This is a genomic window from Variovorax sp. IB41 (assembly GCF_016405905.1).
GTDB lineage: Bacteria > Pseudomonadota > Gammaproteobacteria > Burkholderiales > Burkholderiaceae_C > Variovorax.
This window is the reverse complement of sequence record NZ_JAEFCB010000001.1, coordinates 1,015,656-1,036,802: the sequence shown is the minus strand read 5'-3', so window position 1 is coordinate 1,036,802 and position 21,147 is coordinate 1,015,656. Positions and strand designations below refer to the sequence as shown.

18 protein-coding genes are annotated in these 21,147 nt (G+C 67.7%); 13 read left to right on the top strand and 5 right to left on the bottom strand.

Going from position 1 to position 21,147, the window contains the following annotated elements:
• The first annotated feature begins 28 nt into the window (after positions 1 to 28).
• The 6 genes from JC881_RS04795 to JC881_RS04770 are packed head-to-tail and all read left to right on the top strand — an operon-like array spanning position 29 to position 9,991.
• On the top strand, positions 29 to 2,215 hold the full coding sequence (locus JC881_RS04795) for a hypothetical protein (RefSeq protein WP_198784514.1): 2,187 nt from the start codon (positions 29 to 31) through the stop codon (positions 2,213 to 2,215).
• On the top strand, positions 2,212 to 2,757 hold the full coding sequence (locus JC881_RS04790) for a zf-TFIIB domain-containing protein (RefSeq protein ID WP_198784513.1): 546 nt from the start codon (positions 2,212 to 2,214) through the stop codon (positions 2,755 to 2,757). The genes JC881_RS04795 and JC881_RS04790 overlap by 4 nt, the downstream gene beginning before the upstream one ends.
• 12 nt (positions 2,758 to 2,769) lie before the next feature.
• Positions 2,770 to 8,031, top strand: a complete 5,262-nt coding sequence (locus tag JC881_RS04785) for a DNA repair ATPase (RefSeq protein ID WP_198784512.1) — start codon at positions 2,770 to 2,772, stop codon at positions 8,029 to 8,031.
• A gap of 3 nt (positions 8,032 to 8,034) precedes the next feature.
• Positions 8,035 to 8,787, top strand: coding sequence for a phospholipase D-like domain-containing protein (locus JC881_RS04780; RefSeq protein ID WP_198784511.1), 753 nt, complete (start codon positions 8,035 to 8,037; stop codon positions 8,785 to 8,787).
• Positions 8,787 to 9,572 carry a CorA family divalent cation transporter gene (locus tag JC881_RS04775; protein ID WP_198784510.1) on the top strand — a complete coding sequence of 262 codons (786 nt, stop codon included), beginning with the start codon at positions 8,787 to 8,789 and terminating at the stop codon, positions 9,570 to 9,572. The genes JC881_RS04780 and JC881_RS04775 overlap by 1 nt, the downstream gene beginning before the upstream one ends.
• A gap of 38 nt (positions 9,573 to 9,610) precedes the next feature.
• Positions 9,611 to 9,991 carry a VOC family protein gene (locus JC881_RS04770; RefSeq protein WP_198784509.1) on the top strand — a complete coding sequence of 127 codons (381 nt, stop codon included), beginning with the start codon at positions 9,611 to 9,613 and terminating at the stop codon, positions 9,989 to 9,991.
• 9 nt (positions 9,992 to 10,000) lie between these two features.
• Here the strand turns inward: JC881_RS04770 and JC881_RS04765 are convergent, their stop codons facing one another.
• The 3 genes from JC881_RS04765 to JC881_RS04755 all read right to left on the bottom strand — a co-directional run bounded on the left by JC881_RS04765 (position 10,001) and on the right by JC881_RS04755 (position 11,785).
• Positions 10,001 to 10,147, bottom strand: a complete 147-nt coding sequence (locus JC881_RS04765) for a hypothetical protein (RefSeq protein WP_177224783.1) — start codon at positions 10,145 to 10,147, stop codon at positions 10,001 to 10,003.
• 123 nt (positions 10,148 to 10,270) lie between these two features.
• Positions 10,271 to 11,044, bottom strand: a complete 774-nt coding sequence (locus JC881_RS04760) for an alpha/beta fold hydrolase (protein WP_198784508.1) — start codon at positions 11,042 to 11,044, stop codon at positions 10,271 to 10,273.
• Between the two features lie 174 nt (positions 11,045 to 11,218).
• Positions 11,219 to 11,785 carry a LuxR C-terminal-related transcriptional regulator gene (locus JC881_RS04755; RefSeq protein WP_198784507.1) on the bottom strand — a complete coding sequence of 189 codons (567 nt, stop codon included), beginning with the start codon at positions 11,783 to 11,785 and terminating at the stop codon, positions 11,219 to 11,221.
• Positions 11,786 to 11,889: 104 nt separating this feature from the next.
• On the opposite strand from JC881_RS04755, the gene JC881_RS04750 reads away from it, so the two are divergent.
• The 3 genes from JC881_RS04750 to JC881_RS04740 all read left to right on the top strand — a co-directional run bounded on the left by JC881_RS04750 (position 11,890) and on the right by JC881_RS04740 (position 14,473).
• Positions 11,890 to 12,702 (top strand): CoA transferase subunit A, encoded by an 813-nt coding sequence (locus JC881_RS04750; RefSeq protein ID WP_198784506.1) that lies wholly within the window; start codon positions 11,890 to 11,892, stop codon positions 12,700 to 12,702.
• 1 nt (position 12,703) lies between these two features.
• A complete protein-coding gene (locus tag JC881_RS04745; protein WP_013540817.1) occupies positions 12,704 to 13,342 on the top strand; it encodes a 3-oxoacid CoA-transferase subunit B in 639 nt (212 codons plus the stop codon).
• Between the two features lie 75 nt (positions 13,343 to 13,417).
• Positions 13,418 to 14,473, top strand: coding sequence for a DUF4241 domain-containing protein (locus JC881_RS04740; RefSeq protein WP_198784505.1), 1,056 nt, complete (start codon positions 13,418 to 13,420; stop codon positions 14,471 to 14,473).
• A gap of 12 nt (positions 14,474 to 14,485) precedes the next feature.
• Here the strand turns inward: JC881_RS04740 and JC881_RS04735 are convergent, their stop codons facing one another.
• On the bottom strand, positions 14,486 to 15,652 hold the full coding sequence (locus JC881_RS04735; protein ID WP_198784504.1) for a pyridoxal phosphate-dependent aminotransferase: 1,167 nt from the start codon (positions 15,650 to 15,652) through the stop codon (positions 14,486 to 14,488).
• A gap of 174 nt (positions 15,653 to 15,826) precedes the next feature.
• Positions 15,827 to 16,735 carry a LysR family transcriptional regulator gene (locus JC881_RS04730; protein WP_198784503.1) on the bottom strand — a complete coding sequence of 303 codons (909 nt, stop codon included), beginning with the start codon at positions 16,733 to 16,735 and terminating at the stop codon, positions 15,827 to 15,829.
• A gap of 170 nt (positions 16,736 to 16,905) precedes the next feature.
• Here JC881_RS04730 and JC881_RS04725 point away from each other — a divergent pair, with 170 nt between their 5' ends.
• From JC881_RS04725 to JC881_RS04710, 4 genes are read left to right on the top strand one after another with little or no spacing between them, the layout of a single operon-like run.
• Positions 16,906 to 18,429: a CoA-acylating methylmalonate-semialdehyde dehydrogenase gene (locus JC881_RS04725; RefSeq protein WP_198784502.1), complete on the top strand. Its 1,524-nt coding sequence runs from the start codon at positions 16,906 to 16,908 to the stop codon at positions 18,427 to 18,429.
• A complete protein-coding gene (locus JC881_RS04720) occupies positions 18,426 to 18,821 on the top strand; it encodes a lysozyme inhibitor LprI family protein (RefSeq protein WP_198784501.1) in 396 nt (131 codons plus the stop codon). The genes JC881_RS04725 and JC881_RS04720 overlap by 4 nt, the downstream gene beginning before the upstream one ends.
• Positions 18,818 to 19,972: an acyl-CoA dehydrogenase family protein gene (locus JC881_RS04715; RefSeq protein WP_198784500.1), complete on the top strand. Its 1,155-nt coding sequence runs from the start codon at positions 18,818 to 18,820 to the stop codon at positions 19,970 to 19,972. Before JC881_RS04720 ends, JC881_RS04715 begins: the two co-directional genes overlap by 4 nt.
• A gap of 28 nt (positions 19,973 to 20,000) precedes the next feature.
• Entirely contained in the window at positions 20,001 to 21,116 is a 1,116-nt protein-coding gene (locus JC881_RS04710; RefSeq protein ID WP_198784499.1) for an enoyl-CoA hydratase/isomerase family protein, read from the top strand.
• The last annotated feature ends 31 nt before the right edge of the window (positions 21,117 to 21,147 follow it).

Below are 21,147 nucleotides of genomic sequence, written 5' to 3'. Positions count from 1 at the left end.
CCGCTCTCAAAGCAAATCTGGAGAAAAAATGGAGCCCATCATCTTTGCCGTGGTCATACTGGCCGTGGTCATCCTCGGCCTGTTCGCGATGTTCGCCAAGTTCTATCGCAAGATCGAACAGGGCCACGCACTCATCGTGAACACGCTGCGCGCCGAGCCCGAGGTGACCTTCACCGGGCGCATGGTCTACCCGATCATCCACAAGGCCGAGCTGATGGACATCTCGGTCAAGACCATCGAGATCGACCGCTCGGGCAACGAAGGCCTCATCTGCCGCGACAACATCCGCGCGGACATCAAGGTGAAGTTCTTCGTGCGCGTGAATAAGACCGCCGACGACGTGCTGAAGGTGGCGCAGGGCATCGGCTGCGCACGGGCCTCCAACCACGAGACGCTGGAGGAATTGTTCTCCGCCAAGTTCTCCGAAGCGCTCAAGACGGTGGGCAAGTCGATGGACTTCGTGGATCTCTACCAGGCGCGCGACGGCTTCCGCGACCAGATCATCAGCCAGATCGGCAACGACCTCTCGGGCTACGTTCTGGAGGACGCGGCCATCGACTACCTGGAGCAGACGCCGCTGTCGGAGCTGGACGCCAACAACATCCTCGATGCACAGGGCATCAAGAAGATCACCGAACTCACGGCGGTCGAGCATGTGCGCACCAACGAGCTGCGCCGCAACGAGGAAATGCAGATCAAGAAGAAGAACGTCGAGACGCAGGAGGCGCTGCTCGAACTCGAGCGCCAGCAGGCCGACGCCACTTCGCGCCAGCACCGCGAGATCGCCAGCGTGCGTGCCCGCGAGGAAGCCGAGACCTCCAAGATCCAGTCCGAGGAGCGCACCAAGTCCGAAACCGCGCGCCTGCTCTCGGAGCAGACCGTGGCCGTGCAGCAAGAGAACGTGCAGCGCGAAAAGGAAGTGGCCGAGAACAACCGCAAGCGCGCGGTGGCCGTCGAGGAAGAAAAGGTCACGCGTGCCCGCGACCTGGAGATCGTCGACCGCGAGAAGGAAGTGACGCTGCAGCGCATCGAGAAGGACAAGGCCGTCGAAGTGCAGAAGAAGGCCATTGCCGACGTGATCCGCGAGCGCATCGTGGTCGAGCGCACCGTGGCCGAGCAGGAAGAAGCGATCAAGGAACTGCGCGTGGTGGCCGAGGCCGAGCGCACCAAGAAGTCGGTCGTGATCATGGCCGAGGGCCAGGCCGACGAGAAGATGGTGATCGACGTGAAGGCGGCCGAAACGCAGGAAAAGCGCGCACGCCACAAGGCGGCCGAAGAGCTGACGCTGGCCGATGCCAAGCTGAAGGTGGCCGAGCGCGACGCCGAATCGAAGAAGCGCGAGGCCGAGGGCATGGAGGCCCTGTCCGCCGCGCCGGGCCTGGCCGCTGCCAAGGTCGAGATCGCCACCGCGCAGGCGCGCCTGGCCACCTTCGAGGCCGAAGCCTCGGGCAAGGAAAAGCTGGGACTGGCCGACGTGCACGTGCGCCAGGCCGATGCCGACGCGATCCTCAAGGCCGGCCAGGCCGACGCGCAGGTGATCGAGGCGCGCTCGCAGGCCGAAGCCGCCGGCATGCGCGCCAAGTTCGACGCCGAAGCCTCGGGCAAGGAAAAGCTCGGCCTCGCCGACGTGACCGTGCGCACGGCCGATGCCGAGGCCACGCTCAAGTCGGGGCAGGCCGATGCGCAGGTGATCGAAGCCCGCTTCAACGCCGAGGCCAAGGGCCTGCACGAGAAGTTCGAGGCCATGAAGTCGATGAGCCCCGAGACCCGCGACCACGAAGAGTTCCGCATGCGCCTGGAAAAGTCGCACATCGAGACCATGAAGGGCATCGACGCGCAGACCTCCATTGCCAAGGAACAGGCCGACGTGCTGGGCACGGCGCTGGCCAACGCCAAGATCGACATCGTGGGCGGCTCGGGCGACTACTTCGACAGCTTCGTGCGCTCGCTCTCGGTGGGCAAGGGCATCGACGGCGTCATCTCCAAGAGCCAGGCGGTGCAGGTCGCCTTCAAGGACCAGCTCTCGGGCGAACGCGACGTGGTGAAGGACCTGCGCGACATCGTCGGTGCGCTGGGCAATTCGTCGGGCGAGATCCAGAACCTGAGCGTCGCCTCGCTGATGAGTCGCATCGCCGCCGACGGCACCGACAAGCAGAAGTCGGCGCTGCAGAACCTCATTTCCACTTTCCGTCCGTTGAACGGGAACGTGCAATGAACCCCAACCTGAAGTGCAGTTGCACCGGGCACGCAGCGATGCAGCCGGTGGCGCTGGCCGAAGCGCTGCTGGGCGTGCAGTGCGCCGATTGCAGCGGCATGGTGATGGCCATGGACGACTGGCGCGCCTGGAAGGCCGCCGACCCGAAGCGCGTGCCGCATGAGGTCGATGACGAAGTGATCGAGGTGTTCGACATCGCCGCCGTGCGCCACTGCCCCGAATGCGACCGGCTGATGCAGCGCCTGCGCGTGAGCGCCGGGCCCGATTTCCGCATCGACCGTTGCGTGGCCTGCCAGAACCTGTGGTTCGACGCGGGCGAGTGGCGCGCCATCGTGAGCCGCGGCCTGGCGGGCCGGCTCGACGAGCTGCTGTCCGACGGATGGCAGCGCCGCCTGCAGACCGAGGAGGTGCGCGAAGCGCGCCTGGCCGCGCTGCGCCGCCGCTACGGCAACGACTGCATCGACGAGCTGGACCGCATCCGCGCCTGGCTCGACACCCAGCCTCATCGCGACGAACTGCTCGCACTGCTTCGCGCGGACTGACCGCGCCGATCCATGCAACCCACCGACGAAACCGGTGCGCCACCGGGCGCCCAGACGCCGACCGACCCGACCGAAGCACTGGTCTCGGGCAGCGGCAGCTACGACCTGCTGAAGAAGCGGCTCGAAACCCAGGGCGAGGGCCTGCTCAGGAAGACGCAGGCGCTCAACGAGCAGCGCCTGGCCGAGTTCGGCCGCTCCGACCAGACGCTGATCCTGCGCACCCGCGCACGCACCGAGAACAACGCCGTGGCGCGCGACATCGTGCGCATCGGCGACCTGCTGCTGTTCGGCTACAACGTGTTCATCGGCCTTCGCAAGGAGACGGCCGTGGGCGACGTGTTCGGCCTCTACCGGCTCGCATCGCCGGGCGAAGCCGCCACCGAGAACGACGAGCTGCAGCCCGTGCCGCTGGCCGGCACCTTCCTGGAAGATACGCGCTTCACCTCGGACTTTCGCGAGCTCTACGCCTACTACAAGCAGGCCACGCTGCTGCAGCTGCGCGTGACGCAGGACAAGCTGCTCGCCTCGTTCCAGATCGGCCAGCAGCTGCACGACGTGCGCGTGTTCCGCTGGGCCATCGAGCGCGACGGCAGCATCCAGTACATCGACAACCGGGGCGAGCGCGACATCGCGCTGCCCGCGAGCCACGATTTCGAATGGACCGTCGCCACGCGCGAAGACCACGTGGGCGGCAAGCATCCGCATGTGAACGTGCTGGACACGGTGTTCGTCGAAACGCTGGGCGGCGACCTCACGATCAAGATCGAGAACAACACCGAGACGGGCCTGGGCATCTACAGCGAACCGGTGGAGGACAAGAGCCAGTCGCTCACCGACGCCGAAATCGCGTGGGCCAAGCTGGGCATGCTGATCCTCTTGCGCGTGAAGCCTTACCGCGAGCAGGTCACGCGCTACCTGGTGTTCAACATCCGCACGCAGCAGGTCGAGCGCATCGACGCCATCGGCGGCTCCTGCGTGCAGCTGCCCGAAGACCACGGCATCATCTTTCCGGGCGGGTACTACCTGCAGTCGGGCGAGTACAAGCGCTTCGACCTGCCGGCCGAGGTGGTGGAGCACCTGCGCTTCAAGCGCATGCTGCGCTCGCCCAACGGCGAGGACGTGGCCTATGTGTTCTACGACCCGAAGCCGGGGCGCTACGCGCTCTTCAACTACAACCTGATCGACAAGAAGCTCGCCACGCCGATCATCGCCAACGGCTACGCGCGCTTTGCGGACGGCCGCATCCTGGTGTTCCACGACAACGACGGCGAGCCGACGCGCGTGCACCCGATGCAGCTGTGGCAGACACCGTTCGCCAGCGAGGAGCATGTGAGCGCGCAGCCGCCCGCCACCGGCTTCTTCGGCAAGATCGGCAACGCCGAGCTCGTGCGCGGCGTGAGCGACTTGATGGGCATCGCGCGCGCGGTGCGGGAGCAGGCGCCCACGCGCGCCGCCTACGAAGACCTCATTCGCCAATGCACCCGCGTGAGCGACGCCTACTTCTGGCTCGATGCGTCCGAGGCCGCCGGCCTCATGGCGGAGCTGCGCAGCATCGCCGACGTGGCGCGCAGCACGCTGGCCGAGTTCGAGAAGGTCGACACCATCCGGCGCGAAACCGCGCGCGCGCTGGCCCGCGCCGAAGACGCGCAGCATGCGCTGCTGGTCGATATCGCGAGCACCATCTGGCGCGCGCCCGACGATTTCGTGAAGGCGCTCGCACGCCTGCGGGAGCGCCGCGGCGCGCTGCAGATGCTCAAGGAGCTGCGCTACGCCGACCTGCCGCGCATCGCCGCGATGGACGCGGCGCTCGAGGTCGAGCAGCAGCGCATCGGCGAACGCGCGATGCAGTTCCTGGCCGCCGACACCGCCTTCAACGGCCAGCGCCAGGCGCTGGACAAGCTCGCGCTCGAACTGCCCAACCTGGCGACGTCGCCCGCGCTCGGGCAGATGCTCGCGACGCTCGACGAGCAGGCCGCGGGCCTGGATCTGCTGACCGAACAACTGGGGAGCCTGCCGGGCGGCGATGCGGTGATCCGCACCTCGATCCTGGACCGCATCTCGCTGATCTACGCGGACATCAACCGCATGCGCGCCGATGCGCGCGTGCGGCGCAAGTCGCTGGGCGCGACCGAGGCGCGTGCGGAGTTCGGCGCGCAGTTCAAGCTCTTCAGCCAGGCGGTGGAAAACGCGCTGGAATTCGCCGACACGCCCGAGAAGTGCGACGACGCGCTCACGCGCCTGCTGGCCCAGCTCGAGGAAATCGAAGGCCGCTTCGCCGAGCAGGAAGACTTTTTGGCCGACATCGCCGAGAAGCGCGAGACCGTGTACGAGGCGCTCTCCGCGCGCCGCCAGAGCCTGGTCGAAGCCCGCCAGCGCCGCGCGCAAGGCGTGGTCGATGCGGCGGGGCGCATCCTGGATGGCATTCCGCGCCGCATCGCGCAGCTGGCCGACCTCACGCAGGTCCACAGCTACTTTGCGGCCGACCCGATGATCGGCAAGCTGCGCACACTGATCGCCGACCTGCGCACGCTGGGCGCCGCGGTGCCGGCCGACGAGCTCGACACGCGCCTGAAGACCGCGCGCGACCAGGCGCTGCGCTCCATCCGCGACAAGCGCGAGCTGGTGAGCGAGGGCGGCGACACGCTGCGCCTGGGCCGCCACGCCTTCACCGTTCACCGCCAGCCGGTCGACCTGACGCTGGTGGCCCGCGACGAGGGCATGGCCTACCAGGTGACGGGCACCGACTATCAGAGCCCCGTGGACGAACCCCGGCTGCTGCCGCTGCAACGCTACTGGAACCAGTCGCTGGTGTCGGAGACAGCGGAGCTGTCGCGCGCCGAGTACCTCGCGGGCCGCTTGCTGGAAGCGCTGCTCGACGGCAAGGCCGAGCGCAGCTGGGCCGACGTGCGCACGCTGCTTACCGAAGACCCGCTGCATCCGCAGTTGCTGGACATGGTCCGCCGCTTCGCTGCGGCGCGCTATCAGGAGGGCTACCAGAAGGGCATCCACGACGACGACGCCCTGCGCCTGCTGGGCGCGCTCGTCGCGATGCAGGACCAGGCGGGCCTGCTGGCCTGGGGCCCGACCGAACGCGCGCTGGCCTTGCTCTACTGGCAGCACGGGCACCTGATCGCGCACCGCGAATCGCTGCTGCGCCGCGCGCGCGCCGCGATGCAGATGCAGACGCTGTTCGGCCGGCGCGATGCGCTGGAGCAGCTCGAAGCCGACACGGCGCGCGCCCTGAAGCACTTCGCGCACGACGTGGTGCCCGACATGCTGCCGCTGGCCGAGGCCGCGAGCGAGGAAGAGCGTGACGCCCACCAAGGCCGCGTGTCCACGCTGTGCGACCAGGCCGCCGCCTACCTCGTGCGCGAACTGGCCGGCGAGCGCGGTGGCGAAACCTGGGCCGTCTCGGGCGCGGGCGAAGACCTCGCGGCCGCGCTGCTGCGCGAGCTGGAGCGCGGCGGCCGGCGCGACGCCTGGCAGCACGACCTGGATGCCGCGCCGCCCGCCGAGCGCTGGCGCCTCGCGCGCGACTGGGTGCGCGCCTTTGCCGTGCACCAGGCGCCGCAATCGATCGACTGGGTGGACGACGCAGCCAGCGTGCTGGCCATTCCGCTGCAACGCACCCGCGTCAATGCGGCGCTCGACCGCACGGTAGAGGGGCTGCGCGGCGAGCATCCGCGCGTGGCCGAAGGCCGCATCACGCTGAACCTCAACGACTTCTGGCGCCGCTTCCTCTTCCACACCATGCACGCGGTGCCGGGCTACGAGGCGCTGCAGAGCCTGCGCCACGCGCTGCTCGAACGCGAGAAGGCGCGCCTGAAGCTCAGCCAGTTCCAGGCCAAGCCGCTCTCGACCTTCGTGCGCAACCAGCTGATCGACGAGCTGTATCTGCCCATCATCGGCGACAACCTCGCCAAGCAGATCGGCTCGGCGGGCGAGGGCAGCCGCACCGACCGCATGGGCCTCCTGCTGCTGATCTCGCCGCCCGGCTACGGCAAGACGACGCTGATGGAGTACGTGGCCGATCGGCTGGGCCTCATCTTCGTGCGCATCAACTGCCCGGCGCTCGGCCACGGCGTGACGGCCATCGACCCGGCCAACGCGCCCAACAGCGCGGCAAGGCAGGAGCTGGAGAAGCTCAACCTGGGCTTGGCGATGGGCAGCAACGTGATGCTGTACCTGGACGACATCCAGCACACGAGCCCCGAGTTTCTGCAGAAGTTCATTGCGCTGGCCGACGGCACGCGCCGCATCGAGGGCGTGTGGAACGGCGAGCCGCGCAGCTACGACATGCGCGGCAAGCGCTTCGCGATCGTGATGGCGGGCAACCCCTACACCGAGTCGGGCGACGTGTTCAAGATCCCGGACATGCTGGCCAACCGCGCCGACATCTACAACCTGGGCGACGTGCTCTCGGGCCGCGAGGCGGCGTTCGCGCTCTCGTACATCGAGAACAGCCTGACCTCCAACCCCACGCTGATGCCGCTGGCCTCGCGCGATCCGAAGGACGTGCAGCTGCTGGTGAAGATGGCGCAGGGCCACGACGTGCCCAGCAGCGCGCTCTCGCACGCCTACAGCGCGGTCGAGCTGGAGGAGATCAAGGCGCTGCTGCAGCGCCTGTTCCGCGCGCGCGACCTGCTGCTCAAGGTCAACCTCGCGTACATCGAATCGGCCGCGCAGCAAGAGGCCTACCGCGCCGCGCCACCGTTCAAGCTGCAGGGCAGCTACCGCAACATGACCAAGCTCGCGGGCAAGATCACGCCGCTCATGCGCGACGACGAACTCGATGCGCTCCTGCGCGACCACTACCGCGGCGAAGCGCAGACGCTGACCACCGGCGCGGAAGAAAACCTGCTGCGCCTCGCGCAACTGCTGGGCAGCCCGACGCCGGAAGAAAGCGCGCGCTGGACCGCCATCTGCGAGGAGTTCGTGCGGCAGCGCAAGCTCGGCGGTGCCGATGTGGACGGCAGCCAGCGCATCGCCAGCAGCATGCTCGACGTGGCGCGCGCGGTCGATGCGCTCAAGCCCGTGCCCGCGCCCATGCCGGTGGCCGAAGGGCCGAGCGAAGGTCAGCGCCTGGCCGACGCCATGCTCCAGATCGCGGTGACCTACCGCGAGCTGATCCTGCCGCTGGTGACCGCCACCGAACGCCGGCTCGAACTCGACCGTTCGATCAGGCAGGACATGGAGCGGCTGGCCGCTGAAGTGCAGGCGAGCCGCGCGGCACCCAAGCGCGTGCCAACGCCCAAACCCGACAAGGACCACTGAGACATGCAGGCCACTTCAACTTCCGCATCCGCATCCACATACGCCTCGGACGAGCCGCAGGCCGCCTTGCCCGAACTGCTCGCGCAGCTGGACGCCACACTGGCCGATGCACGCCTGAGCGACGACGAGCGCCGCGTGCTGGTCCATACGCTGCGCGAAGCGTCGCCGCCCGAAGACGGCCTGCGCCAGCTGCGCAACCGCGCCTTCGACCTGGTGCGCGCACGCACGGCCGACCCCGAGCAGCTGTCGCTGCTCAAGTGGCTCGAAGGCGTGGTGCGCGCGATCGACACCGGCCGCTCGCCCGATGCCGTGGCTGTGCGCTCGCAGGCTTTCTTCAGCCCGGGCACGGGGTGCCTGCAGGCGATCAATCAGCAGCTGAAGGCTGCGAAGCGCTCGGTGGATCTTTGCGTCTTCACGCTGTCGGACGACCGCATCACCGCCGAGGTGCTGGCCGCACAGCGGCGCGGCGTGGCGGTGCGCTTCATCACCGACAACGACAAGGAGTTCGACCGCGGCAGCGACGTCGGCCAGTTGCGCGCGGCCGGCATTCCGGTCGCGGTGGACCGCACCGAGGCGCACATGCACCACAAGTTCGCCATCTTCGACGGCGCGCGGCTCATCAACGGCAGCTACAACTGGACGCGCAGCGCCTGCGACTACAACGAGGAGAACGTGATCCTGAGCAACGACCCTTCGCTCGTTCGCCGCTTCGCGGACGAATTCGACACCTTGTGGAAAGAACTGCAGGCCGACTGATGGCAAGACGAATCGACTACGACTGGGAGCTGCCTCCCGAGATGCAGCAGCGGCTGGGCGGCACCACCTATGGCGCGCAGCGCATCATCCACGAGCAGGGGCACCTGATGGTGATCCTGCACGAGCCGCCCGCCGGCACCGGCGCCGAGCGCAAGCCCACGGTGTTCCTGCGCAAGCCCGACGGGGCGTGGCTGCACAAGGGCAACAACCCCGGCGAACGCGCGCTCGCCAAGCTGCTGGAGAGCTATCGCGCGGCCTTCAGCACCTTCGAGATCCGCCACCAGGCGGCGGAGACCTCGGAAGACCTGTTCCAGATCCTCGGCCCCTTGATTCCGCTCACCCGAGCCGCGCGGAACATGCAGGACACGCTGCAGGCCGCCCGCGACGCCGTCAAGGACGACGTGATGCTCGTCGACCTGCGCGACCTCGCGGTCGAGATCTCGCGCGGCTTCGAACTGCTGCTGGCGGACACGCGCATGTCGCTGGACTACCGCCTCGCGCACGCCGCGGAGGCGCAGGCGCGCTCGGCCATGGAAATGAACCGCGCGCAGCACAAGCTCAACACCATCGCGGCGCTGACCTTTCCGCTGATGGCCATCGGCGCGGCCTTCGGCATGAACCTGCACAGCGGCGCGGAGAACCTGCCGGGCTGGGTGTACTGGGTGATCTTCGCGGCCGGCATCTGGCTGGGCGTGATGCTGCGCAGCTGGGTCAAGGCGCCGGTGGCGCCACCGGTGTTGCCTCGGGCTGCGGCAAAGCCCGCCTCCACGCTCGGGAAGAAGTAGGCTGGGGCGCGCGACCCCCAAGGACTCAAGGAGAACCCATGATCGACCACCTGGATCACCTGGTGCTCACCACCGCCAACGAAGAGGCCTGCGTGCGCTTCTACGTCGACGCGCTGGGCATGACGCTGGAGACCTTCGGCGCCGGGCGCAAGGCCTTCCGCTTCGGCCACCAGAAGATCAACCTGCACGTGAAGGGCCACGAGTTCGAGCCGAAGGCCGATGTGCCCACGCCCGGTTCGCTGGACCTGTGCTTCATCGCCAGCGTGCCGCTCGAAGCGGTCATCGAACGATTGGGCGAGAAGGGCGTGGCGATCATCGAAGGGCCCGTGATGCGCACGGGCGCCACCTCGCGCATCCGCTCGGTCTATGTGCGCGACCCCGACTTGAACCTCATCGAGATTTCAGAGCTCGCGCCCTGAAAACTCCGGCTACGCCTTGACGCCGAGCACCGACAGGATGATCGCCGCCAGCGTCAGGGTCACCGGCAGGCGATGCGTGGCGATGGCGTGGACCTGGGCGACCGACAGCCTGGTTTGCTGAAGGAGGTTCTTTTCGGAATGAAGGGCTGTGGACATATCAAATACTCCTGGGTGGCTGCGAACGGCTTGTTCGCATGGGTTCGAAGATAGGCCTCGGGGAAGGGAACGACACGGCGCTTTCGACGATGCGGCGTTTCCGTTTTCGCAACGATCGGGCGTTCAGGTCCTGGAACTTCCCGCCGCCTCCAGGATCAGGTTGGCGATTCGGTCCGGGTGCGAAATCAATGAAAGATGGCTGGACTCGACCTCGATCGTCCTGGCCTTCATGCGCTGCGCGAGAAAGCGCTCCAGTTCGGGCGAAGTGGTCCGGTCCTTGGTCGAAATCGCGTACCACGAGGGCTTGGTGCGCCATGCGGCCTGTGTGGTGCGCGAAGCGAAAAGCGTGTCGGAAATACGGCCCTGCACGGCGTACAGCACGCGCGCCCTGGCCGGATCGAGATCGCCCGCGAAGTCGCGAAGGAACGCCTCTTCGCCCAGTTGCGCAAAGCCGTTCGCCTTGACCAGGCCGGCGCTGGCCGGCGGCGTGGGGAACCTGGCGGCGAGCGCGCCGTAGTCCTCGCCGGCATCGGGCGCGCGCGCGGCCACGTAGACCAGCGCCGACACCTTGGGGTCGACACCGGCCTCGCTGATCACCGTGCCGGCCCATGAATGGCCGACCAGCACCGTCGGGCCGTCCTGCAAGGCGAGGATGCGCCGCGTGGCCTCCACGTCGTCGGCCAGCGAGGTCAGCGGGTTCTGCACCGCGGTGGCCTTCAGGCCCGCCTGCTGCAGCCGCCCGATCACGTCGGACCAGCACGAGCCGTCGGCGTAGGCGCCATGCACCAGCACCACGTTGCGCACGCCCGGCGCGAGCGTCTGCGCGAGGCCGCGGGTGGAGAGGGTGGATGCGGCAACGCCTGCGACGATGGCGGCGGAGAAGGAGCGGCGGTTCATGGGTCTGGGTCCTTGTGCGGAGAGAGTGGTGAAGGGGGAGTCGATGTCCCGTACTCTCGTGGCCGCGCGTTCCGCGCGAATTGCGTCCGGCCGGGCTTCGATGCAGATGAAGCGGGCGTGGATTACAGACGAAACATGAAGGCCGGACGCGCGGGTCCGGCTCGCCGCGCGAAGCTAGCCCGCGATGAGCTTCTGCACCAGCTCCGCGGTCGTCGCCGCCGCGTACTTGCGCATCAGCCGCGCCCGGTGCAGTTCCACCGTGCGGTGGCTGATGCCCAGCGCCTTGCCGATCTCCTTGGAGGTCAGTCCCCGCATCACCTGCGCCGCCACTTCGCGCTCGCGCGGCGTGAGCTCGGCCTTCACCGCGCGGCGCGAGCCCAGGTCCTCGAAGGTCCAGATGCCGGCCTCGTGCGGCGCGTCGCGGTTCATCGCGTGGCCGGTGACGTGGCACCAGAAGGTCTCGCCGGCCATCGCCCCGTGCAGGCCGCCCAGGCGCTTCATCATGCGGTTGTCGGCGTAGTTGCCGTTGGCGTTCAGAAACGGCTCCATGCGCTTGCCGATGCGCTCGAACTCGGCCACGCTCGGGTACAGGATGCTGAACGAATGCCCCACCAGCGCGGAGGGCGTTGCGCCGAAGATCTCGCACACCCGCAGGTTGCAGGCCACGATGGTGCGGTTGCTCGAGACCACCATGCCCACGGGTGCATGCTCAAACGCCAGCCTGTAATCGATCTCGGGCATCGGGGGTCACCATTACGAAATACTACGTATGCGGGTACGTAGTATCGTTGACGGCTTCCCACCCAACCACCCACCCACTCTCACCATTCCATCAAGGAGCCCGAGTGAACAAGATTTATCCCTCCGCAGAAGCGGCACTCAAGGGGGTCGTGGCCGACGGGCAGATGCTCGCGGTCGGCGGCTTCGGCCTTTGCGGCATTCCCGAGGCGCTGATCGAGGCGCTGAAGGACTCCGGCGCGCAGAACCTCACCGTCATCTCGAACAACGCGGGCGTCGACGGCTTCGGCCTCGGCAAGCTGCTCGAGACGCGCCAGATCAAGAAGATGATCGCGTCGTACGTGGGCGAGAACAAGGAGTTCGAGCGCCAGTACCTCGCGGGCGAACTGGCCCTCGAATTCACGCCCCAGGGCACGCTGGCCGAAAAGCTGCGCGCGGGCGGCGCCGGCATTCCGGCCTTCTTCACCAAGACCGGCGTGGGCACGCAAGTGGCCGAAGGCAAGGAGCTGCGCGAGTTCGATGGCGAGACCTACGTCATGGAGCGTTCGCTCGTGCCCGACGTGGCGCTGGTGAAGGCCGACGTGGCCGACAAGTCGGGCAACCTGCGCTTCCGTCTCACGGCGCGCAACTTCAACCCCGCAGCGGCGATGGCCGGCAAGCTCTGCATCGTCGAGGTCGAGAAGATCGTCGAAGTGGGCGAGCTCGCTCCCGACGACATCCACCTGCCGGGCATCTACGTGCACCGCATCGTGCTGAACGCCACGCCCGAGAAGCGCATCGAGAAGCGCACCGTGAGCGCCGCGGCGCCGGTCGATGCGGCTGCCGCCAAGGTCGAGGCCCAGGCCGTCATTGCGCAGGCTGCGGCCGGCAGCGAAGTGCCCGTGCCCACCGTGCCTGTCAACAAGAAAGAAGGAGCCTGAGATGCCCTGGACCCAAGACCAGATGGCGGCCCGTGCCGCGCAAGAACTCGAAGACGGCTTCTACGTGAACCTGGGCATCGGCATCCCGACGCTGGTGGCCAACCACACCGGCACCAAGGAAGTGTGGCTGCAGAGCGAGAACGGCATGCTGGGCATCGGCGCCTTTCCCACCGAAGACAACGTCGACGCCGACCTCATCAACGCCGGCAAGCAGACCGTGACCACCATCCCGGGCTCGGCCATCTTCGGCAGCCACGACAGCTTCGCGATGATCCGCGGCGGCAAGATCAACCTCTCTATCCTCGGCGCGATGCAGGTGAGCACCGAAGGCGATCTCGCCAACTGGATGATCCCCGGCAAGATGGTCAAGGGCATGGGCGGCGCGATGGACCTGGTGGCCGGCGTCAAGCGCGTGATCGTGCTGATGGAACACGTGGCAAAGAAGAAGGACGGCACCGAGGACTTCAAGATCCTGGAGAAGTGCACGCTGCCGCTGACCGGCGTGGGCGTGGTCGACCGCATCATCACCGACCTCGCGGTGATGGACGTGGTGCCCGAAGGCCTGAAGGTCGTCGAGCTCGCGCCCGGCGTGAGCTTCGATGCGCTGCAGGCGAAGACCGGTGCCAAGCTGATCCAGTAAACGATCGGCCACATCCGACATCGACAAGGGCCGCTTCTGCGGCCCTTCGTCATGGCGCAATGAGAAACTGCACGCATGGCTTATCTCGACACCGACAACCTTCGCACCATCTTTCTCGGCGACGAGGCACTTCGCGCCGTGCATCTGCAGCGTCTGCCTTGCGGCGCCGCGAACATCACGAGCGGCCGCATCGTGGCCTGCGATCCACTGGTGCAGCCCGAGCGCCAACCGTTCGCGCGCGAACTCGAGGCGCGCGGCGCATTTCCCGTCGAGGTGTTGCACGACAAAGGCCGGCATGCGCTCGCCGTGCTGTGGCTGCGCGACCGCGCCAGCGTGCGTGCGGCCGAGCTGACCTGGCAGATGGCGCTGATCGAAGGGGAGACGCTCGACACGCTGGGCGACGACGAGTTCTACGGTTACCCGGTCGACGCGGGCCTCGGCTGCTTCATGGACCCCGACGCAGCCATCGCCATGGCCGAGCGCGACAAGCGCGAAGCCGGGAATCCCGATTTCAGCAACTACTACGACGACGTGCTCGACGGCGAGATGGGCGATGCCGACGTCGTCGACCACTACCCGCTCGGGCCGGGCTCGGCGAGCAACATGGTGATCTTTCGCTCCGGCTGGGGCGACGGCAGCTACCCGAGCTACTGGGCGCTCGATGCGGCGGGCGAGCCCGTGGCGCTCGTGACCGACTTCATGACGATGACCGGCGGCGATGCGCGCGACGAAGACGACAAGCGCAGCGACGCCTACAAGGCCAGTCTTTCACCGGAGAAACGCGCCGCGCTCGAGGCGCTGGGCGCGGCGGCGGTCGAAGGCGATGCCGCGGCGATCAAGACCCTGCTCGACGCGGGGCTCGCCAAGCCCAACGAGATCATTCCCTCGTTCGGCGAAACCGCGATCACGAGCGCCATCCGCATGAACCGGCTCGACGCGCTGCGTGTGCTGCTGGCCGCGGCGCAAGGCCTGCCGATGCCGCCGCAGTTCTACAGCATGGACAAGGAAGAGAGCTACATCGACTACGCGCGGCGGCTGAAGAAGCCGCGCGTCGAAGGGCTCATCGAACTGCTGGAAAAGGCCGCGACGCCAGCGGCGAAGCCCGGATTCCTGAAGCGCCTTTTCTCCTGAGCGACCAGGCGCTCAGGCGCCCAGCGCGGCGCGCACCTTGTCGCCGAGCCCGCGCAGCCGCTCGACCGGCTCGTTGGAGAACACGAAGCGCAGGTACTGCGCGCCGTGCGTTTCACCCCAGCCCTTCATCGCAGTCGCGCAGACGCGTGCTTTCAAAAGCCGCTCCGACAGCGTCTGTCCGTCGATGCCGAAATCACTGGTCCGCAGCAGCAGCGACCAGCCGCCCGCCGGAACGCCGACCGGCAGGCCCTTGAGTTCGTCCAGCACCGTATCGCGCCGGCGTTCCAGCTCGGCCACATACGGCGCGAGCGTGTGCGCGGACTGTTCCAGCGCCGTCGCCACCGCGTCCTGCGCGATGCCCACAGGCACTACCACATTGGCGAGCGACACGGCCACGAGATCGGGCATGTAGCTTTCCGGCGCGACGGTCCAGCCCACGCGCCAGCCGATCATGCGCAGCTCCTTGGCCGACGAGCCCACGGTGATCGTGCGCCCGGCCATGCCGGGGAGACCCGCCGGATGAATCACCTGGCGGCCGTCGTAGAGCAGGCGCTCCATGGCCGTGTCGAGGATCAGCGTCAGGTCGTGCTGCACGCACAGCGCGGCGATGGCGCGCCAGTCGTCTTCATCGAAATAGCCGCCCGTCGGCATCGACGGCGACATCAGCAGCATCACGCGCACGCGCGGCCCGATGGCGGCCTGCAGCGCCGCGCGGTCGAGCTTCCATGCGCCGCCGGGCGTGAACTGGAAGGGCACGTACTTCGGCGTGCCGCCCGCCAGGCGGATGCGGTTGAGCAGGCCCGCGTAGGTCGGATCGGTCACCAGCACCTCGTCGCCCACCTCGACGGTCGCGAGCAGCGCATTGAGGATGCCCGAGAGCCCACCCGCGGAGATCACGCAATGGCGCGGGCCGTAGTCCACGCCCGAGAGCGCCGACACATGCCGCGCGGCGACTTCGCGCAAACGCGACTGGCCGACGAAGGGCAGGTAGCTGTTGTCCGAATCCTCCGAGGCGGCGCGCACGGTGCGCGCGATGGCTTCGGGGTCGGGCGGGATGTCGACGTCGAGGTTCTCGAGCCGAAGAAAGGGCGGGCCGTCCGCATCGTCCGCGATGGCGCCCATGCGGTCGACGCCGATGCCTGCGATGTGTTCGAGCCGAGCGGGACGATGACGGGGCATGCGTGTCTCCTGGTTCGTGGACAAGCGAGGCTTATCGGGATTTCAGCAATCCCATCATGGTGCTCAACCCTGCTTCGCTTCCGCTCCAAGCGTCCGGCAGGCCCTTGCTTTGAACTGTCAAGGATTCCTTGACTGTTGTCTTCCATCTAACTCCTGCTAGGAGCGCGAGGTCGGTCATTTTGTCTCTGCCGCGCCGTCAGGCAAAAGGAATAGCCGCTGCGCCGCCGCAGTCTCGCGGAGGAATTCCCACACGGCCTGCATGCGTGCCAAGTGCTTGGTCTCGGCCGGCATAGACATCCAGAACGAGCGCGTGAAGTTCGCCTGGCCTCGCAGCACCGGCTTCAGCGCGCTGTCTTTCTCCGCGATGAAGGCCGGCAGCACCGCGATGCCTGCACCCGCCGCCACCGCGCTGTGCTGCGCCAGCACGCTGGTGCTGCGCAGCGCGAAGGTGTCGGGCCGGTGCAGCTCGTCCAGGTACTGCAGCTCCTTGCTGAACAGCAGGTCGTCCACGTAGCTGATGAAGGTGTGGCCGCGCAGGTCCTCGCGCGTCTTGATGGGCTTGTGCGCGGCGAGATATTGCTTGGAGGCATAGAGCCGCAGCGTGTAGTCGGTGAGCTTGGTCACCACCACCGGCCCGCGCGCCGGGCGCTCCAGCGAGATCACGATGTCGGCCTCGCGCCGCGACAGGTGCACCAGCCGCGGCATCGCGAGCAGGTCGATGGTGAGCTTGGGGTGCTGCGACGCGAAGAGCGCGAGCTGCGGCGCCAGCACCACCGTGCCGAAGCCTTCGGTCGCGCCGATGCGCACGAGGCCCGAGAGGCCTTCTTGCGAGGCCGGCGCGGTGCTCTCCACGGCCTGGAAGGCGCTCTCCATCGCCTCGACCTGCGGCTGCAGCCGGCGGCCCGCCTCGGTGAGCCGGTGGCCGCCCGATTCTCGCGAGAAGAGCGGGGCGCCGACCTCCTTTTCGAGCGACTGGATGCGCCGCGCGACCGTGGTGTGGTCCACCTCGAGCCGGCGCGCCGCGCTCATCAGCGTGCCGGAGCGGGCCAGCTCCAGGAAGTAGCGTAGGTTGTCCCAGTCCATGTGCTCGCGTGTCTCCATAGCGATGCGTCGCAAAGGCTCTGCATTTTTGCAAAGCCGTGGCGCATATTTGTCTATTGTCATCGCAAATCTGCAAAGCTAGGATGCGGGCTGCACCGGCCTGCCGGCATCGCCTTTCCAGATTTCGCAGAGATTCACAGGAGACAAACCCCATGGACGCCACCACCACGCCCTCGACCCAGATCGCCACCGTCAAGCTCTTGATCGGCGGCAAGCTCGTCGAATCCAAGACCACCGAATGGCGCGACATCGTCAACCCGGCCACCCAGCAGGTGCTGGCCCGCGTGCCCTTCGCAACGCAGGCCGAGCTCGACGCGGCCGTGGCCTCCGCCAAGGAAGCCTTCAAGACCTGGCGCAAGACCCCCATCGGCGCGCGCGCACGCATCTTCCTGAAGCTGCAGCAGCTCATCCGCGAGAACATGGGCGAGCTGGCCGCGATCCTCACGGCCGAGCAGGGCAAGACGCTGCCGGACGCCGAAGGCGACGTGTTCCGCGGCCTCGAAGTGGTCGAGCACGCATCGAACATCGGCAACCTGCAGCTGGGCGAGCTGGCCAACAACGTGGCCAACGGCGTCGATACCTACACGTTGCTGCAGCCGCTGGGCGTGTGCGCCGGCATCACGCCGTTCAACTTCCCCGCGATGATTCCGCTGTGGATGTTCCCGATGGCCATCGTCACGGGCAACACCTTCGTGCTCAAGCCTTCCGAACAAGACCCGATGGTCACCATGCGCCTGTGCGAACTCGCGCTCGAAGCCGGCATTCCGCCCGGCGTGCTGAACGTGATCCATGGCGGCGAAGCCATCGTCAACGGCATCTGCGACCACAAGGACATCAAGGCGATCAGCTTCGTCGGCTCGACCAAGGTCGGCACGCACGTCTACAACCGCGCCACGCTGGCCGGCAAGCGCGTGCAATGCATGATGGGCGCGAAGAACCACGCGATCGTGATGCCCGACGCGAACAAGGAGCAGACGCTCAACGCCCTCGCCGGCGCGAGCTTCGGCGCGGCGGGCCAGCGCTGCATGGCGGTGTCGGTGGCGGTGCTGGTGGGCGATGCGCGCAAGTGGGTGCCCGAACTGATCGCCAAGGCGAAGACGCTGAAGATCGGCGCCGGCACCGAGAAGGGCGTGGACGTGGGCCCGCTGGTCTCGTGCGCCGCGTACGACCGCGTGAACACCCTCATCGAACGGGGCCTGGCCGACGGCGCCAAGCTCGAGCTCGACGGCCGCAAGCCGACCGTGCCCGGCTACGAGAAGGGCAACTTCGTCGGCCCGACGATCTTCACGGGCGTGAAGCCCGGCATGACGATCTATGACCAGGAAATCTTCGGCCCGGTGCTGTGCGTGTCCGATGCCGAGACCATCGACGAAGCGATCGAGCTGATCAACAGCAACCCGAACGGCAACGGCACTGCGATCTTCACGCAGTCGGGCGCCGCGGCGCGCCGCTTCCAGGAAGACATCGACGTCGGCCAGGTCGGCATCAATGTGCCGATTCCGGTGCCGGTGCCGATGTTCTCGTTCACCGGTTCGCGCGCTTCCAAGCTCGGCGACCTGGGCCCGTACGGCAAGCAGGTCATCATGTTCTACACGCAGACCAAGACCGTGACGGCACGCTGGTTCGACGACAGCACCGTCTCGCACGGCGTCAACACCACCATCAGCCTCAAATGAGGCACGGGCTTCGCGTCGCGGCCTGGGGTGCCGTCGCTGCGCTCGCATTGCTCGCCGGCAGCGCGCATGCTGCCGACGCCGGCCCGGACGACTGCGACCCCAACGGCAACCAGCAGCAGATGAACGCCTGCGCGGCGCGCGATTTCCGTGCGGCCGATGCAGCGCTCAACATCCGCTACGGCGAGGTGATGAAGACGCTCTCGCCGCAGATGCGCGTCGCGCTGCGCACCGAGCAGCGCGCCTGGCTCAAGGGCCGCGACCCGGCTTGCAAGCGGGCTTCGAAAGCGAACGAGGGCGGCTCCATCTGGCCGCTGGTGTTCAGCGCATGCCTGGAGAAATCGACCCGCAAACGCACCGCCGAACTGGACCGCTGGAAGGGCCGTGAACAATGAACTTCGAACTGTCCGAAGAACAGAACGCCTTTGCGCAGACCGCGCGCGACTTCGCGCGGGCCGAGTTCGCGCCGCACGCCGCGCAGTGGGACGCCGAGGCCATCTTCCCGAAGGAGGCCATCGCCAAGGCCGGCGAACTGGGCTTCTGCGGGCTCTATGCGCCCGAGCGCATCGGCGGCCTCGGGTTGCCGCGGCTCGATGCGGCGCTGGTGTTCGAGGAGATGGCCGCGGTCGATCCGTCGACCACGGCCTTCATCACGATCCACAACATGGCCACGTGGATGCTCGGCACCTGGGCGACCGATGCGGTGGCCGCGCAGTGGGGCGAGGCCCTCACGAGCGGGCGCAAGCTCGCGTCGTACTGCCTCACCGAGCCGGGCGCCGGGTCGGATGCGGGCTCGCTCAAGACACGTGCCGAACTGCAGGGCCACGAGTACGTCATCAACGGCGGCAAGGCCTTCATCTCGGGCGCGGGCGCGACCGACGTGCTGGTGCTGATGGCGCGCACGGGCGGCGGCGGCGCGGGCGGCATCTCGGCCTTCGCGGTGCCGGCCGATGCGCCCGGCGTGAGCTACGGCAAGAAGGAACACAAGATGGGCTGGAACAGCCAGCCCACGCGCACCATCAACTTCGACAACGTGCGCATCCCGGCCGACCACCTGCTGGGCAAGGAAGGCGAGGGCTTTCGCATCGCGATGAAGGGGCTCGATGGCGGGCGCATCAACATCGCGACCTGCTCGGTGGGCGCGGCGCAGGGCGCGCTCGACGCGGCGCGCCGCTACCTGCATGAGCGCCAGCAGTTCGGCAAGCCGATCGCGAGCTTCCAGGCACTGCAGTTCAAGCTGGCCGACATGGCGACCGAACTGGTCGCCGCGCGGCAGATGGTGCGGCTCGCCGCATCGAAGCTCGACGCGGGCCATGCGGACGCCAGCACGTACTGCGCGATGGCCAAGCGCTTCGCGACCGATGCGGGCTTCAACGTCTGCAACGACGCGCTGCAACTGCATGGCGGCTACGGCTACCTGAGCGAGTTCCCTCTGGAGCGCCTGGTGCGCGATACCCGCGTGCACCAGATCCTCGAAGGCACCAACGAGATCATGCGAGTGATCGTTGCGCGAAAATTGCTGGAAGGGGACAGCGATATCCGCTGACGCCCCGCACCCGGAACCCCTCAAGACAATGACCGACTCCGTAGTTCTCTTCGACGAAATCAAGACCGCCGGCGGCCAGCGCTTCGCCACCGCCACGCTCAACGCGCCTGCATCGCTCAACGCGCTCTCCGTGGACATGGTGCGCCTGCTCACACCCAAGCTGCGCGAGTGGGCGAAGGACGACGGCATCGTCGGCGTGCTGTTGCAGGCCGCTGGCGAGAAGGCCTTCTGCGCGGGCGGCGACCTGCGCCAGCTCTACCAGACGCTGCTGGAATGCGGCCCCGCGCGCAACACCTACGCCGAAGACTTCTTTCGCGAAGAGTACGAGCTCGATTACCTGATCCACACCTTTCCCAAGCCCTTCCTCTGCTGGGGCCACGGCATCGTGATGGGCGGCGGCGTGGGCCTGATGTCGGGCTGCTCGCACCGCGTGGTGACGACGCAGAGCCGCATCGCGATGCCCGAGATCGCCATCGGCCTTTATCCCGATGTGGGCGGCAGCTGGTTCCTGCGCCGCACGCCGGGGCGCACCGGCCTGTTCCTGGCGCTCACGGCCGCGAACCTCAACGCGGCCGACGCGATCTTCTGCGGCCTGGCCGACGTGCTCGTGCCGCAGGAGCGCAAAGGCCAGGTGCTCGACGCCATCGCCGCAGCGGCATGGGCCGGCGAGAGCAAGGCCGACCGCGCCACGCTCTCGCGCATCCTCGCGAAGGCGGGCGAGGGCGCCGAGCTGCCGGCCTCGAAGGTGCGCGAGCACTACGACACCATCAACGCGCTGATGGCCGGCGACGACCTGCTGGACATCGCCAAGCGCCTGCGCAACCTGCAGAGCGACGACCCGTGGCTGCAGTCCGCCTCCAAGACCTTCGTGAAGGGCGCGCCGAGCTCGGCCGCACTGAGCTTCGAGCTCTGGCAGCGCGTGCACCGCATGTCGCTGGCCGAGGTGTTCCGGCTCGAGTACTGGGCGTCGCTCGGCTTCTGCGCGCACAAGGACTTCGCCGAGGGCATCCGCGCGGTGCTGATCGACAAGGACCGCAACCCGCGCTGGAACCCCGCGACGATCGAAGAGATCACGCCCGCCTTCATCGACGACCACCTGCGCCCGCGCGGCGACATGCCGGTGGAACTGGCCTCGCTGGTCTGACCCGATTCACAGAGAACAACGGAGACAACAC